The following is a 14,957-nucleotide window of genomic DNA, read 5'->3' as shown; positions in this document are numbered from 1 at the left end:
GAAGGCGGCCGCGCTGTCATCGCATGTGACCGGATTAGGTCACCCGGTCACATATTTCGCGCAAACATCGCCCATCGTGCCGGCTATTGCATGGAACTGGACAGTCATAAAGGCTTTGCGGCATAGTCGCCGGGTTCTGACGACTGCTCATTGATAACAAGGACAACGCAGATGGCGACCCTACTGGTGCTTCACGGCCCCAACCTGAACCTGCTCGGCACCCGCGAACCGGGAACCTACGGGTCGACGACGCTGGCGCAGATCAATCAGGACCTGGAACGCCGCGCCCGTGACGCGGGCCATCATCTGCTGCATCTGCAAAGCAACGCCGAGTACGAATTGATCGATCGCATCCACGCTGCACGCGATGAAGGCGTGGACTTCATCCTGATCAATCCGGCCGCTTTTACACATACAAGTGTTGCATTACGTGACGCGCTGCTGGGAGTGAGCATCCCATTCATCGAAGTGCATCTGTCCAACGTGCACAAACGCGAACCTTTCCGCCATCACTCTTACTTCTCTGACGTAGCGGTAGGAGTGATCTGCGGCCTTGGCGCCAGCGGTTACCGACTGGCCCTGGAGGCCGCACTAGAGCAGCTTGAACAACAAGCTATACGCCCCTGACCGACCCTTGGGAGTTGATGATTCATGGATATCCGTAAAGTCAAGAAACTGATCGAATTGCTGGAAGAGTCCGGCATCGACGAGCTGGAGATCAAGGAAGGCGAAGAGTCCGTACGCATCAGTCGTCACAGCAAGACCCCGGCTCAGCAGTACTACGCGCCAGCACCGATGCAGGCTCCGGCCGCTGCCCCGGCTGCGGCTCCAGTCGCTGCCGCTGCCCCGGTTGCCGCTGCTGCGCCAGCGCTGAACGGCACCGTTGCCCGTTCGCCAATGGTTGGCACCTTCTACCGCAAATCTTCGCCAACTTCGCCGTCCTTCGTTGAAGTCGGCCAGACCGTGAAGAAAGGCGACACTCTGTGCATCGTCGAAGCCATGAAGATGATGAACCACATCGAAGCTGAAACCAGCGGTGTGATCGAGTCCATCCTCGTCGAAGACGGCCAGCCGGTTGAGTACGACCAACCGCTGTTCACCATCGTTTGAACCGCGGAGAGCCTTTGATGACTGCGAAGTTGGAAAAAGTTCTGATCGCTAACCGCGGTGAGATCGCCCTGCGGATTCTGCGTGCCTGCAAAGAGATGGGCATCAAGACCGTCGCCGTTTACTCCAAGGCCGACAAAGAGCTGATGCACCTGGGTCTGGCAGACGAATCCGTCTGCATCGGTCCGGCCTCCGCCACGCACTCTTACCTGCACATCCCGGCCATTATCGCGGCAGCTGAAGTGACCGGCGCTACCGCCATTCACCCAGGCTACGGTTTCCTCGCGGAAAACGCCGATTTTGCCGAGCAGGTCGAGAACTCCGGCTTTGCCTTCATCGGTCCGAAAGCCGACACCATCCGCCTGATGGGTGACAAGGTGTCGGCCAAGCACGCGATGATCGAAGCCGGCGTGCCAACCGTTCCAGGCTCTGACGGCCCGCTGCCGGAAGACGAAGAAACGGCGCTGCGCATCGGTCGTGAAGTCGGCTATCCGGTGATCATCAAGGCCGCCGGTGGCGGTGGTGGTCGCGGCATGCGCGTGGTGCACAAGGAAGAAGACCTGATCGCCTCGGCGAAACTGACCCGCTCCGAAGCAGGCGCGGCGTTCGGCAACCCGATGGTCTATCTGGAAAAATTCCTGACCAATCCACGCCACGTCGAAGTGCAAGTGCTGTCCGACGGCCAGGGCCACGCCATCCATCTGGGCGACCGCGACTGCTCGCTGCAGCGCCGCCACCAGAAGGTTCTCGAAGAAGCGCCGGCACCGGGCATCGACGAGCAGGCGCGCCAGGAAGTGCTGGCTCGCTGCGTCAAGGCGTGCATCGACATCGGTTACCGTGGCGCCGGCACGTTCGAGTTCCTTTACGAGAACGGCCGTTTCTACTTCATCGAAATGAACACCCGTGTTCAGGTGGAGCACCCGGTTTCGGAAATGGTCACCGGTATCGACATCGTCAAGGAGATGCTCAGCATCGCCGCTGGCAACAAGCTGTCGTTCACTCAGGATGACGTGGTTATCCGCGGTCACTCGCTGGAATGCCGGATCAACGCTGAAGACCCGAAAACCTTCATGCCGAGCCCTGGCACGGTCAAGCATTTCCACGCCCCGGGCGGCAACGGCGTTCGCGTCGATTCGCACCTGTACAGCGGTTATGCGGTTCCGCCGAACTACGACTCGCTGATCGGCAAGCTGATCACCTACGGCGCCACCCGCGACGAAGCCATGGCACGCATGCGCAACGCCCTGGACGAAATCGTGGTTGACGGGATCAAGACCAATATCCCGCTGCACCGTGATCTGGTTCGTGACGAAGGCTTCTGCAAAGGGGGCGTGAACATTCACTACCTCGAGCACAAGCTGGCTGGCGAAAAGCACTAAGCTTCAGCCCGCACCTGACAAAGCCGCCTTCGGGCGGCTTTGTTGCATCTGCAGGTCCCCCCTCTGTGGGAGCGAGCCTGCTCGCGAAGAGGCCGTGCCAGTCGCCACCTTCATTGCTGACCCACCGCATTCGCGAGCAGGCTCGCTCCCACAGGTTCCACGCTTCGCTCAACATCTGCGCTACAAATGCAGCTCCCACAAACCCTGCGCGGTCGCGTAAACTTGCGCGCTTCTCGCTGGCCGCTAGGCTGCAATCATATTTTTCAAAGGTGCTCGCCATGCCTTGGCTGCAAGTCCGTCTCGCCATCACCCCGGAACAAGCCGAAACCTACGAGGATGCTTTCCTTGCAGTGGGCGCCGTGTCGGTGACGTTCATGGACGCAGAAGATCAGCCGATCTTCGAACCGGAACTCAACACCACGCCGCTGTGGTCGCACACCCACTTGCTGGCCCTGTTCGAGGGCGGCACCGAACCTGCACCGGTGCTGGCCCATCTGGAATTGCTGACTGGCAGCCCGTTGCCCGAGCATCACAGCGAAGTCATCGAAGATCAGGACTGGGAACGTAGCTGGATGGACGGTTTCGAGCCGATGCGTTTCGGCCAGCGCCTCTGGATCGTGCCAAGCTGGCACGCAGCGCCCGAGCCTGATGCAGTCAATCTGCTGCTGGATCCGGGCCTGGCGTTCGGCACCGGCACGCACCCGACTACCGCGCTGTGCCTGGAATGGCTCGACGGTCAGGACCTTAAAGGCTGCAATGTGCTCGACTTTGGCTGCGGCTCGGGGATTCTGGCGATCGCGGCCCTGTTGCTCGGTGCGAAAGAAGCGGTCGGCACCGACATCGACGTGCAAGCGCTGGAAGCGTCGCGCGACAACGCCGGGCGCAACAACATCGCCGACGAGCTGTTCCCGCTGTACCTGCCCGAGGATCTGCCGCAGGTTCAGGCTGACGTGCTGGTCGCCAACATTCTGGCCGGCCCGCTGGTGTCTCTGGCGTCACAGCTGTCCAGCCTGGTCAAACCCGGCGGGCGCCTGGCACTGTCCGGCATCCTCGCCGAACAGGGCGATGAGGTCGCGGCGGCTTATGCGCAGGACTTCGATCTCGACCCGATCGCCAATCGCGACGGCTGGGTGCGCATCACCGGGCGTCGGCGCTAAAATGACCGCTTGCCTGAACCGGATCGCCGCATGACCGACAGTTTCGTCACCCAGTGCCCGCATTGCCAGACCAGTTTCCGCGTCAACCATGCTCAATTGAGCGTGGCGCGCGGAGTGGTTCGCTGCGGCTCCTGCCTGCAAGTGTTCAATGCCGCCAAGCAGCTGCTCGAGCAACATGCCGGCAAGGACACGGTGACGCCCGTCGCGCCACCGCTGCCTGAAGCGCCAGCGCCCCTCAGCGAACCGCCGGCCAGTCAGGAAGCACCGCCGCGCGCCATCAGCCAAAAGCAGTGGAGCGCATCCGAGCTGGACCTCGACAGCCTTGATCTGGATGAAGAGCTCGCCCGCCTCGAACAGCGTGAAATTCAACCAGTCGCCGAGTTCGGCCGCCCGCGTGAAGATTCCCTGAGCGCCCGGCGAGACAGCCCGGAACCGGACGAAGGCACATGGCCCGACAGTCTGTTCAGCGAACCTGCCGACGAGCGCTCGCCGGAGCCGAATGTCGAGCCAGACATCAAAAACATCGAAGACATCGAACCCCTCGAGCCCGTGCGCACCGAGCCCTCGTTGTCGCTGGAACCGGTGGACCTGGACGACGAACCCCCCATCCCGCAACTGCGTTTGCACGATCCGATCGACCCCAACGCCCGCCGTGAACGCCTTTCAGCCAGTGACGACAGTGATGACGACGATCTGCCGCTGATCACCCCGCCGCGCAAAAAGCGCGAACGTGCCGAACACGGGGTACGCGCCGAAGCGCTGCAAGACCTGACCGACGATCCACTGCAACTGGACTGGCAAAAACGCCGCTCGCCCTGGGGCCGACGCCTGCTCTGGCTGGTGCTGGTGCTGTTGGCCGGCGGTGCGCTTGCAGGCCAGTACATCGCCTACCACTTCGAGGAACTGGCGCGGCAGGATCAATACCGACCGTGGTTCCAGCAAGTCTGCCCGCAGATCGGCTGCACCGTGCCTTCCAAGGTTGATATCGGCAAAATCAAGAGCAGCAACCTGGTGGTGCGCAGCCATCCGGAATTCAGCGGGGCGCTGGTGGTCGACGCGATTATTTACAACCGCGCGACGTTTTCTCAGCCGTTCCCCTTGCTGGAGCTGCGTTTTGCCGATCTTAACGGCCACCTGATCGCCAGCCGTCGCTTCAAACCCGGCGAGTACCTGAGCGGTGATCTCGAAGGCCTGGCGGAAATGCCGCCGCAGACGCCTATTCACATCGCGCTGGACATTCTCGATCCAGGCCCGAAAGCGGTGAATTACAGCCTCAACTTTCATTCACCGGAATAAACCGCTTCAGCGCTTCTTGATTGGCGGCATTTTTCTGACCGGAACGCGGCCAACCAAACCGTTGGCGATAACAGAATAACTGTTCAGATTTTGTTCAATTCAGCCTTTAACCAGTCATCGAGAGCGGGTATCATGCCCACCCTTTTTCGAAGTCTCATGATCCGGCCCCACTTCAGGGAAGTCCTATGTCGGCGGTACGCATCGGCCCATACACATTACAGAACGGTTTGATTCTCGCCCCGATGGCGGGCGTCACTGACCAGCCCTTTCGTCAGCTGTGCAAGCGTTTGGGCGCAGGGCTTGTAGTCTCGGAAATGGTCACCAGCGACATGAGCCTGTGGAACACCCGCAAGTCGCGCATGCGCATGATCCACGAAGGCGATCCCGAGCCGCGCTCGGTACAGATTGCCGGTGGCGACGCGCAGATGCTGGCGGATGCGGCCCGGGCGAACGTCGAACTGGGCGCACAGATTATTGATATCAACATGGGTTGCCCGGCAAAAAAGGTCTGCAACAAGGCCGCCGGCTCCGCGTTGCTGAAAGACGAAGCACTGGTGACCGAGATCCTGCAGGCCGTCGTGGCGGCGGTTGATGTGCCGGTCACCCTGAAGATCCGCACGGGCTGGGATCGCGACAACAAGAACGGCCTGACCGTGGCGAAGATCGCCGAGCAGGCCGGGATCACCGCGCTGGCCGTGCATGGCCGCACACGCGCCGATCTGTACAAGGGGGAAGCCGAGTACGACACGATTGCCGCGATCAAGCAGGCCGTGTCGATCCCGGTGTTTGCCAATGGCGATATCGATTCGCCGGAAAAGGCCCGTTACGTGCTCGACGCGACCGGTGCCGATGGCCTGTTGATAGGCCGAGCCGCTCAGGGGCGGCCATGGATTTTTCGCGAGATCGAACACTTCCTGCGCACTGGCGAGAAATTGCCTGCGCCGGAATTGAGCGAAGTGGAACGCATCCTGCTGGAGCATCTGGCCGCCCTTCACGCCTTCTATGGCGATGTAATGGGCGTGCGCATTGCCCGCAAGCATGTGGGCTGGTATCTCGCAACCTTGCCGGGCGCCAGGGAGTTTCGCGCCCGTTTCAATCGTTTGGATGGTACGGAAACACAATGCGCCGACGTTCGGGAGTTCTTCGCCGAGCGTTACAAGAGCCTGACAGGGGACGAAGAAGGGGTGGCCGCATGACGATGATGACCGAGACTTTAGTGAGTGGAACAACACCCGTGAGCGACAACGTGAATTTGAAACAGCACCTCAACACGCCGAGCGAAGAAGGTCAGACCCTTCGCGGGAGTGTCGAGAAGGCGCTGCACAATTATTTCGCCCACCTTGAGGGCGCGTCCGTCACGGATGTGTACAACCTGGTGCTGTCCGAAGTCGAGGCGCCCCTGCTCGAAAGCGTGATGAACTACGTCAAGGGCAACCAGACCAAGGCCAGTGAGCTGCTGGGACTGAACCGCGGCACGCTGCGCAAGAAACTCAAGCAGTACGATCTGCTGTAAGCATTCAATCAAACCAGAAAGGCGCCCGCGTAAAAAACGGTCGCCTTTTTTGCTGACTTCCTTTGCTTTTGATGGAAATTGAGATGACCGACCAGACTACCCGCCTGCCGATCCGCCGCGCCTTGATCAGCGTTTCCGACAAGACCGGGATCCTCGAATTCGCTCAGGCGCTTGAAGCCCTGGGCGTTGAGATCCTCTCCACCGGCGGAACGTTCAAGCTGCTGCGCGATAACGGCGTTGCCGCAGTGGAAGTCGCGGATTACACCGGTTTCGCCGAGATGATGGACGGTCGGGTGAAAACCCTGCACCCGAAAATCCACGGCGGCATCCTCGGTCGTCGCGGGATCGACGACGCGATCATGAACGAGCACGGCATCAAGCCGATCGATCTGGTGGCGGTCAACCTGTACCCGTTCGAAGCAACCATCAACAAGCCGGGCTGCGACCTGCCGACCGCCATCGAGAACATCGACATCGGCGGCCCGACCATGGTCCGTTCGGCGGCGAAAAACCATAAAGACGTGGCGATCGTGGTTAACGCCAGTGATTACACCAACGTGCTTGAAAGCCTGAAGGCCGGTGGCCTGACCTACGCGCAGCGTTTCGACCTGATGCTCAAGGCCTTCGAACACACCGCTGCCTACGACGGCATGATCGCCAACTACATGGGCACCGTGAACCAGTCGGCTGAAACCCTGACCACCGAAGGTCGCAGCGAATTCCCCCGCACCTTCAACAGCCAGTTCATCAAGGCCCAGGAAATGCGCTACGGCGAGAACCCGCACCAGAGCGCGGCGTTCTACGTGGAAGCCAAGCCTGCCGAAGTCGGCATCGCCACCGCGACCCAGCTGCAAGGCAAAGAGCTGTCGTACAACAACGTTGCCGACACCGACGCCGCGCTGGAATGTGTGAAGAGCTTCGTCAAACCGGCCTGCGTCATCGTCAAGCACGCCAACCCGTGCGGCGTGGCTGTGAGCCCGGACGCCGAAGGCGGCATCCGCCAGGCCTACGAACTGGCTTACGCCACCGATACAGAATCTGCGTTCGGCGGCATCATCGCCTTCAACCGTGAACTGGACGCAGACACCGCGAAAGCGATCGTCGAGCGTCAGTTCGTTGAAGTGATCATCGCCCCAAGCGTGAGCGAAGAAGCCCGCGCCATCGTTGCCGCCAAGGCCAACGTGCGCCTGCTGGCCTGCGGCGAGTGGTCGGCTGACCGCGCTGCGGCATGGGATTACAAGCGCGTCAACGGTGGCCTGCTGGTACAGAGCCGTGATATCGGCATGATCAGCGCTGATGACCTGAAAGTCGTGACCAAACGCGCTCCGACCGAACAGGAAATCCACGACCTGATCTTCGCCTGGAAAGTCGCCAAGTACGTTAAATCCAACGCCATCGTTTACGCCAAGAACCGTCAGACCATCGGTGTCGGCGCCGGCCAGATGAGCCGCGTGAACTCGGCGCGCATCGCCGGGATCAAGGCTGAACACGCCGGCCTGCAAGTGGCCGGTTCGGTCATGGCTTCTGACGCGTTCTTCCCGTTCCGCGACGGCCTCGACAACGCGGCCAAGGTCGGCATCACTGCGGTGATCCAGCCGGGCGGCTCGATGCGTGATGCTGAAGTGATTGCTGCGGCCGACGAAGCTGGCATTGCCATGGTATTCACCGGTATGCGCCACTTCAGGCATTGATACAAAGCTCCCTCGGTGCAGGCGCTTTGTAGGAGCTGTCGAGTGAAACGAGGCTGCGATCTTTTGACTTTGCTTTCAAAGATCAAAAGATCGCAGCCTTCGGCAGCTCCTACACGGTTTGACCACAGAGGTTTTGCAGCGCCCCACAGAATTTTGAGGTTTTTGAAATGAATATTTTGATCATTGGCAGCGGTGGCCGTGAACACGCCCTGGCCTGGAAAGTGGCTCAGGACCCACGCGTGCAGAAAGTTTTCGTCGCGCCGGGCAACGCCGGTACGGCAATCGAAGCCAAATGCGAAAACGTCGCCATCGACGTGCTGGCCCTTGAGCAGTTGGCTGACTTCGCCGAAAAAAACGTGTCCCTGACCATCGTAGGCCCTGAAGTGCCACTGGTCGCTGGCGTCGTTGATTTGTTTCGCTCCCGTGGCCTGGACTGCTTCGGCCCGACCGCCGGCGCTGCACAGCTGGAAGGGTCGAAAGCCTTCACCAAAGACTTTTTGGCGCGCCACAAGATCCCGACTGCCGACTATCAGAACTTCACCGAGATCGAGCCGGCCCTGGCTTATCTGCGTGAAAAAGGCGCGCCGATTGTGATCAAGGCCGATGGCCTGGCCGCCGGTAAAGGCGTAATCGTCGCCATGACCCTGGCCGAAGCCGAGGACGCCGTGCGTGACATGCTCGCCGGTAATTCCTTTGGCGACGCCGGTTCGCGTGTGGTCATCGAGGAATTCCTGGACGGCGAAGAAGCCTCGTTCATTGTTATGGTCGACGGCAAGAACGTTCTGCCGATGGCCACCAGCCAGGACCACAAACGCGTCGGCGACGGCGACAGCGGCCCGAACACTGGCGGCATGGGCGCCTACTCCCCTGCCCCGGTGGTCACCGCCGACGTGCATCAGCGCGTGATGGATCAGGTGATCTGGCCGACCGTGCGCGGCATGGCCGATGAAGGCAACGTCTACACTGGCTTCCTCTATGCCGGTCTGATGATCGACAAGGCCGGCAATCCGAAGGTTATCGAATTCAACTGCCGCTTCGGCGATCCGGAAACCCAACCGGTCATGCTGCGCCTGCAGTCGAGCCTGGTGTTGCTGGTCGAAGCTGCGCTGGCGCAAGCGCTGGACAAGATCGAAGCGCAGTGGGATCCGCGCCCGAGCGTCGGCATCGTGCTGGCAGCTGGCGGCTACCCGGGCGACTACGCCAAAGGCGCGTCGATCAACGGTCTGGATGCAGCGGCAGGGCTGGAAGGTAAAGTCTTCCACGCCGGCACCGCGTTGAAAGACGATCAGGTTGTCACCGCCGGTGGTCGCGTGCTGTGCGCCACTGCGATGGGTGCTACGGTCGGTGAAGCTCAGCAGCAAGCCTACAAACTCGCTGCTGCCATCGACTGGGAAGGCTGCTTCTACCGCAAGGACATTGGCTACCGCGCCATAGCCCGTGAGCGCGGAGAAACTCAGGAATAAGGTGCCCCATCACGCCCGGCGAGGGATGCCGTTCCTTGCCGGGCTGTTCGGTCATCGCGCATCGTTATATTCTGGCATCAACCTACGAAGGGATTTCGCCGTGCGCTGGCTCAGGATTGCCATAAGCTTCACCGTCACGCTGATGACCCTGCTCTGCATGCTCCCGGCCCAGGCCGCGCAAGGCAGTGGCTGGTCGGTTTTGCTTGACGATCAGGGCGTCCTGCAACTGAGCGACATCCGTTCCCCCCGCTACACCAATCAATTCAGCCCCATCGACCTCGACCGCCTGACCGCGTCCGAACCCGAGGGGGCGTTGTGGCTGCGCTTCAAACTGGCACCGGGCAGGCACGAACAAGTGCTGCGCATCTTCGCCCCTGATCTGTCACAGCTCAATCTCTACGTGCTCGACGGCGAGCGCCTGATAGAGCAACGCAACACCGGCACCGAGCGGCCCCAGGCCGAGCGACCCTTGTCGAGCAGCGATTTCATGCTGCCCCTGCCGCAGGCGGATAAACCTCTGGACGTCTATGTGCGCATGGTCTCCGACCATCAGTTGCGCCCCCACGTCACCCTGCAGTCGGCAGTGGACGGAGCAGCTGATCAGAGCCGGACGCTGGTCTTCGGCCTGCTGTTCGGTTGCCTGGGCATGTTGCTGCTGCACAATCTGGTGCGTTACGCCTACTCACGCTCGCGCAGCAGTCTCTGGCTGGCGATCTGTGAAGCGTTGCTGGGGCTGAGCTTGCTGTTGCTGCTCAACCTCGCCGGGGCCTGGCTGCCGAACTGGCATGCGGTCCAGACGCCAGGCGCCTATTTGGCGCTGCTGCTGACCGCCCCTGCCGGGCTGATGTTCGCCCTGCGCTTTTTCGCCCCGCTGGGCCCGCATCCGCTGAACAAGCTGCTGCTGGGCGACATTCTGGTGATCGTGACGTGCAGCCTGCTGCTGCTGTTCGTCAACACGCTGCCGCTGAATATCATCACTTATGCGTTGGTGGCACTGGCCGGTCTGAGCATGCTGCTGGTGGGGTCCTATCACTGGCAAAAAGGCTATCGCCCCGCGCGCCTGTTTGTCGCCGCGATGGTGGTGTTCAATATCGGCACGCTGATTATCCTCCCGGCGCTGCTGGGTCTGACGCTGGTGGCGCCGCAAGGCCTGATCATGACGCTGATGGTGTTCATCTGCATCAGTGGCCTGCTGATGAGCATTGCCTTGGGCGAGCGACAGCGCAGCATTACCGAAAGCGATTTCAGCATCAGCCGTGACCTTGCGGCGAGCAACGCCGAAATCAACGCCAAGGCTGAATTCCTCGCCAAGATCAGTCATGAGATTCGCACGCCGATGAACGGCGTACTGGGCATGACCGAACTGCTGCTCGGCACGCCGCTGTCGGTCAAACAACGCGACTACGTGCAAACCATTCACAGTGCCGGCAACGAATTGCTGACGCTGATCAACGAAATCCTCGACATCTCCAAGCTCGAATCCGGGCAGATCGAACTCGATGACGTGCAGTTCGATCTCAACGCCTTGATCGACGATTGCCTGAGCATCTACCGGGCCAAGGCCGAGCAGCAAAACGTCGAACTGATCAGCTTTATCCAGCCGCAAGTGCCACGGGTGATCAGTGGCGACCCGACGCGCCTGCGCCAGACCCTGCTGAGCCTTCTGGAAAACGCCCTGAAGAAAACCGAAGAAGGCGAAGTGCTTATCGTCGTCGCCCTTGACGAGCGCAGCAGCAAACCGCGCCTGCGCATCGCCGTGCAGGACAGCGGCGTGCCGATGGAGCCGGAAGAGCGCGAAGCGCTGTTGCACGCCGAATTGCACAGCAAGCACTTCCTTTCGGCCAATCGTCTGGGCGGCAATCTAGGGCTGGTCATCGCACGGCAACTGATCCGCCTGATGCAAGGCGAATTCGGCATCAAGAGCGGCGCTAATCAAGGCAGTACTCTATGGCTGACCCTGCCCCTTGACCCTGATCGCCTCGAGCATCCGACCTCCGATCTGGACAGCCCGCTGCAAGGCGCGCGGGTGCTGGTGGTCGATGACAACGACACCTGCCGCAAGGTACTCGTGCAGCAATGCAGCGCCTGGGGCCTGAATGTCAGCGCCGTACCTTCGGGCAAGGAAGCGCTGGCGCTGCTGCGCACCAAGGCACACTTGCGCGATTATTTCGATGTGGTCCTCCTCGACCAGAACATGCCCGGCATGACCGGCATGCAACTGGCGGCCAAGATCAAGGAAGACCCAAGCCTGAATCACGACATTCTGCTGATCATGCTCACCGGCATCAGCAATGCGCCGAGCAAAATCATTGCGCGTAACTCGGGAATCAAACGGATTCTGGCCAAACCGGTTGCCGGCTATACCCTCAAAACCACTTTGGCAGACGAGCTCAACCAGCGCAACAAAGGCCAGGTGGTGTACCAGCCGCAAGTCCTTACGGCAGCCACGGCAGCCAAAGTACCGAGCGACTTCCGCATCCTCGTCGCCGAAGACAATACGATTTCGACCAAAGTGATTCGTGGCATGCTCGGCAAGCTCAACCTGCAACCGGATACCGCCAGCAATGGTGAAGAAGCCCTGCAGGCGATGAAAGCCCAGCGTTACGATCTGGTGCTGATGGACTGCGAAATGCCGATTCTCGATGGGTTCTCTGCCACCCAGCAATTACGAGCCTGGGAAGTCAGCAACCAGCGTATCCGCACCCCGATCGTCGCCCTGACCGCCCACATTCTTACCGAACACAAGGAGCGCGCGCGTCAGGCCGGCATGGACGGGCACATGTCCAAACCGGTCGAGTTGTCACAGCTGCGTGAATTGGTCGAGCACTGGGTCGCGCAACGCGATCAGCAGAACCGGACGGCTTCGACCATCTGAGCTCCCTTGACGACCACTTGCTAGGATTCGAGATTACTCAGGTAGCTGCGGGAACCGGGACGCGACCGAAGTCAACGTTGCGACACTGATGGCGCGCCGTTCCCTGACCTTCAAGGCAATCGCGTCGCGCACAGGACCGTATCGGGTTTCGGAAAGGCTGGCCCGCGCATGATTCGCCTGGACCAGACCTTCCACATTATCGGGCTGGTAAGCCTGCAGGAACGGATTGGCTGCCACCGCTTCGCGCATGCTGAATTCCACAAACGAGGTTGTGATTGAAGAAGGAGAATCGGCGTAAGTCACCAGCAGTCGTACAGTTGTGGACGGCGCCGGGACCGTGGCCGATTGAGCAGCAGGAGCCGCCATGTGACTGCGCAGCAGCTGGATGGCAGGCTCGTCTCCCGACATCCTTCCCATTTGTGCGAGCACTTTAGCCACTGTGCAAGTCTGCCCCAACGCGCCGTAGCTCAACGCTGCGGAAAAAAACTCAAGTGAAGTTTCTTCGGTGCTGTTGCTGACATTCCAGGTCTGTCTCGTCTTTTGATGACGCAACCAGAAATCATCGAGAACGCTTATATACACGTCGTACCAATTTAACCCCGGCTCTTTTTCGATCTTTTTGTTGGCGACCAATTGCGCCAGCAAGATTGAGTTAACCGAATCATCATAAATTTCCACTCTATCCGTTTTGGGCAGAATCAGAATGGAAGCTCCGACAATCAACACCGAAAAATCGCTAGCCATATTGTATTCATCCATATAAAAAGGGCAGCCGGTAGTCGGCCACCCTTTAACATCAATTAAATCTCGTATTCTTCAATTTTCGTAGTGGCGTTCAGCCCGAGCTTGGTCCGGATCGTATCGCGAACGGCATCAGCAACCAGCGTATTCCTGGCAAGCACCGTTTCACCGCGGTACAGCTTCACATTGCGAACATCGACGTCTACAAACAAGACCTTGGTTGAGGTGTTTCTACGCAGAAAACGAACAGCACCCATCGCCATGATGGCTTCGCCGTTGACTTCTGTGCAGGCGGCAGCCGTAACGCCACCAACGCCACTGCTCAGCAGATTTCGCTCGTACAGGGTCAAGGCGGTGTCACGTTTTTGCAGGGCGGCAATGGCGTCCCCCGCGACCTTGAGCATCAATGCAGTGGTGGGGCCCGGGACGGCAACACCTGCAATCACCGAGCCCAGAATCTCCAGCACCAGTTTGTCCATCCGGACACTGGTGCCCGCGATTTCCAGATCACTGTAGTACTTGCTGACCGGCGTCCAGCCGGCGTCGGTCATGACCTGGCGGAACAACAGGTACCATTCCTGGCCCTGATGCTCCTGCGGATAACGTTTGTTGGCCACAAGGCTGGCGAAGAGAAAAGCGTTCTGCGCATCGGATCGGTTCTCATCACTGAGTCCGCCCGAGAAGGACAGAATGCCTTCACCGACAATGGAGCCTTTAGTGGGCGCCTCTACTTCGTCACCCGAGTTGATATCCACAGCAAAACTGCGATTCTGAATAACTGAAAGTCCATCGATTTCATAGTTCTGCAGACTTTCAATGCAGTTGGAAATATAGTTTTTGTGCATTGCTTGATTGTTCACTGCGGATTCCTTTCGACATTTAAACAAGCCCTCATGAACTTGCGAGAAGAACAATAAACAAATTAACAACCGCCACACAAACAAAAACATGTAACATTAGTTACCACGCAAAACCATCCAACAACTAACAAAACAACAAACTTAAAACTTTAAATACGCAAACCCACAGATTCATCTACGGCTGATAGACTCCACCCCAACACTCTTCTGCAGCGAGCCGAAACCATGCTCCACGTGTTATTCAGCGTTTACCTGAAGATGCTGGTGCTTTACAGCCCGTTCTTCGTGCTGTCCTGCTTCATCAGCCTGACCCGTGGATACTCGCGCAAGGAACAACGGCGCCTGGCCTGGAAAGTGGCGGTCGCGACGCTCGTTTCCAGCGTTCTGCTGTATCTGTTCGGGCGAGTGATTTTCGATGTATTCGGCATCACTGTGGATGCCTTCCGCATCGGCGCCGGCAGCGTGCTGTTCATCTCTGCGCTGGGCATGGCGCAGGGCAAACCGGCAGTACAGACCGATAATGTGCAGCAGGACGTGACGATCGTGCCGCTGACCATTCCGCTCACCGTCGGCCCCGGCACTATCGGTGCCTTGCTGGTGATGGGTGTCAGCCAGCCACACTGGGACGACAAGCTCACCGCGATCCTCAGTATCGCCCTGGCCAGTTTCACCGTGGGCGTGGTCCTGTATCTGTCGAACCGTATCGAACGCATTCTTGGCGACCAGGGACTGCAGATCGTCAGCCGTTTGATGGGATTGTTTGTCTGCGCGCTGGCCGCCCAGATCATCTTTACCGGGATTAAAGGCTACCTGGTGCCCTGAGCAGTGCTGCTTGAACAATGACACACAGCAAAACGCCGCGAACGACACCATTC

13 protein-coding genes are annotated in these 14,957 nt (G+C 59.7%); 11 read left to right on the top strand and 2 right to left on the bottom strand.

The window, feature by feature from the left end:
- Nucleotides 1-171 precede the first annotated feature (171 nt).
- The 10 genes from aroQ (at nucleotide 172) to HU727_RS12870 (ending at nucleotide 12,481) form a co-directional block, all read left to right on the top strand.
- Nucleotides 172-627: a type II 3-dehydroquinate dehydratase gene (aroQ, locus tag HU727_RS12915; protein ID WP_186531583.1), complete on the top strand. Its 456-nt coding sequence runs from the start codon at nucleotides 172-174 to the stop codon at nucleotides 625-627.
- Between the two features lie 24 nt (nucleotides 628-651).
- Nucleotides 652-1,110 carry an acetyl-CoA carboxylase biotin carboxyl carrier protein gene (gene accB, locus HU727_RS12910; RefSeq protein ID WP_129388525.1) on the top strand — a complete coding sequence of 153 codons (459 nt, stop codon included), beginning with the start codon at nucleotides 652-654 and terminating at the stop codon, nucleotides 1,108-1,110.
- 17 nt (nucleotides 1,111-1,127) lie between these two features.
- Nucleotides 1,128-2,486: an acetyl-CoA carboxylase biotin carboxylase subunit gene (gene accC / locus HU727_RS12905; protein WP_186531584.1), complete on the top strand. Its 1,359-nt coding sequence runs from the start codon at nucleotides 1,128-1,130 to the stop codon at nucleotides 2,484-2,486.
- A gap of 278 nt (nucleotides 2,487-2,764) precedes the next feature.
- A complete protein-coding gene (gene prmA / locus HU727_RS12900) occupies nucleotides 2,765-3,643 on the top strand; it encodes a 50S ribosomal protein L11 methyltransferase (protein ID WP_186531585.1) in 879 nt (292 codons plus the stop codon).
- 30 nt (nucleotides 3,644-3,673) lie between these two features.
- Nucleotides 3,674-4,939: a DUF3426 domain-containing protein gene (locus HU727_RS12895; RefSeq protein WP_186531586.1), complete on the top strand. Its 1,266-nt coding sequence runs from the start codon at nucleotides 3,674-3,676 to the stop codon at nucleotides 4,937-4,939.
- Nucleotides 4,940-5,124: 185 nt separating this feature from the next.
- Entirely contained in the window at nucleotides 5,125-6,135 is a 1,011-nt protein-coding gene (gene dusB, locus HU727_RS12890; protein ID WP_186531588.1) for a tRNA dihydrouridine synthase DusB, read from the top strand.
- On the top strand, nucleotides 6,132-6,452 hold the full coding sequence (gene fis, locus HU727_RS12885; protein WP_002555375.1) for a DNA-binding transcriptional regulator Fis: 321 nt from the start codon (nucleotides 6,132-6,134) through the stop codon (nucleotides 6,450-6,452). The genes dusB and fis overlap by 4 nt, the downstream gene beginning before the upstream one ends.
- An 83-nt stretch (nucleotides 6,453-6,535) precedes the next feature.
- Nucleotides 6,536-8,143 (top strand): bifunctional phosphoribosylaminoimidazolecarboxamide formyltransferase/IMP cyclohydrolase, encoded by a 1,608-nt coding sequence (gene purH / locus HU727_RS12880; RefSeq protein ID WP_186531590.1) that lies wholly within the window; start codon nucleotides 6,536-6,538, stop codon nucleotides 8,141-8,143.
- A 167-nt stretch (nucleotides 8,144-8,310) separates the two neighbouring features.
- Entirely contained in the window at nucleotides 8,311-9,606 is a 1,296-nt protein-coding gene (gene purD / locus HU727_RS12875) for a phosphoribosylamine--glycine ligase (protein WP_186531592.1), read from the top strand.
- 100 nt (nucleotides 9,607-9,706) lie between these two features.
- Nucleotides 9,707-12,481, top strand: a complete 2,775-nt coding sequence (locus tag HU727_RS12870; protein WP_186531593.1) for a hybrid sensor histidine kinase/response regulator — start codon at nucleotides 9,707-9,709, stop codon at nucleotides 12,479-12,481.
- A gap of 33 nt (nucleotides 12,482-12,514) precedes the next feature.
- On the opposite strand, the gene HU727_RS12865 is transcribed toward HU727_RS12870, so the two are convergent.
- Together HU727_RS12865 and HU727_RS12860 are read right to left on the bottom strand one after the other, a co-directional pair.
- The gene (locus HU727_RS12865) at nucleotides 12,515-13,225 is read right to left on the bottom strand and encodes a hypothetical protein (RefSeq protein WP_186531594.1); all 711 of its coding nucleotides are present in this window, start codon (nucleotides 13,223-13,225) and stop codon (nucleotides 12,515-12,517) included.
- Nucleotides 13,226-13,281: 56 nt separating this feature from the next.
- Nucleotides 13,282-14,082, bottom strand: coding sequence for a hypothetical protein (locus tag HU727_RS12860; protein WP_186531595.1), 801 nt, complete (start codon nucleotides 14,080-14,082; stop codon nucleotides 13,282-13,284).
- 225 nt (nucleotides 14,083-14,307) lie between these two features.
- On the opposite strand from HU727_RS12860, the gene HU727_RS12855 reads away from it, so the two are divergent.
- Nucleotides 14,308-14,904: a MarC family protein gene (locus tag HU727_RS12855; protein ID WP_186531596.1), complete on the top strand. Its 597-nt coding sequence runs from the start codon at nucleotides 14,308-14,310 to the stop codon at nucleotides 14,902-14,904.
- Nucleotides 14,905-14,957: the final 53 nt, after the last annotated feature.

Origin of the sequence: Pseudomonas khorasanensis, assembly GCF_014268505.2 — a bacterium.
GTDB classification, from domain to species: domain Bacteria; phylum Pseudomonadota; class Gammaproteobacteria; order Pseudomonadales; family Pseudomonadaceae; genus Aquipseudomonas; species Aquipseudomonas khorasanensis.
The sequence above is the reverse complement of the archived record's forward strand: the minus strand, read 5'-3'. Positions and strand labels throughout refer to the sequence as shown.

What these genes read in the sequence shown, in the direction of transcription:
- aroQ (WP_186531583.1), top strand. Translation starts at nt 172, where the DNA reads ATGGCGACCCTACTGGTGCTTCACGGCCCCAACCTGAACCTGCTCGGC.
- accB (WP_129388525.1), top strand. Translation starts at nt 652, where the DNA reads ATGGATATCCGTAAAGTCAAGAAACTGATCGAATTGCTGGAAGAGTCC.
- accC (WP_186531584.1), top strand. Translation starts at nt 1,128, where the DNA reads ATGACTGCGAAGTTGGAAAAAGTTCTGATCGCTAACCGCGGTGAGATC.
- prmA (WP_186531585.1), top strand. Translation starts at nt 2,765, where the DNA reads ATGCCTTGGCTGCAAGTCCGTCTCGCCATCACCCCGGAACAAGCCGAA.
- HU727_RS12895 (WP_186531586.1), top strand. Translation starts at nt 3,674, where the DNA reads ATGACCGACAGTTTCGTCACCCAGTGCCCGCATTGCCAGACCAGTTTC.
- dusB (WP_186531588.1), top strand. Translation starts at nt 5,125, where the DNA reads ATGTCGGCGGTACGCATCGGCCCATACACATTACAGAACGGTTTGATT.
- fis (WP_002555375.1), top strand. Translation starts at nt 6,132, where the DNA reads ATGACGATGATGACCGAGACTTTAGTGAGTGGAACAACACCCGTGAGC.
- purH (WP_186531590.1), top strand. Translation starts at nt 6,536, where the DNA reads ATGACCGACCAGACTACCCGCCTGCCGATCCGCCGCGCCTTGATCAGC.
- purD (WP_186531592.1), top strand. Translation starts at nt 8,311, where the DNA reads ATGAATATTTTGATCATTGGCAGCGGTGGCCGTGAACACGCCCTGGCC.
- HU727_RS12865 (WP_186531594.1), bottom strand. Translation starts at nt 13,225, where the DNA reads ATGGCTAGCGATTTTTCGGTGTTGATTGTCGGAGCTTCCATTCTGATT.
- HU727_RS12855 (WP_186531596.1), top strand. Translation starts at nt 14,308, where the DNA reads ATGCTCCACGTGTTATTCAGCGTTTACCTGAAGATGCTGGTGCTTTAC.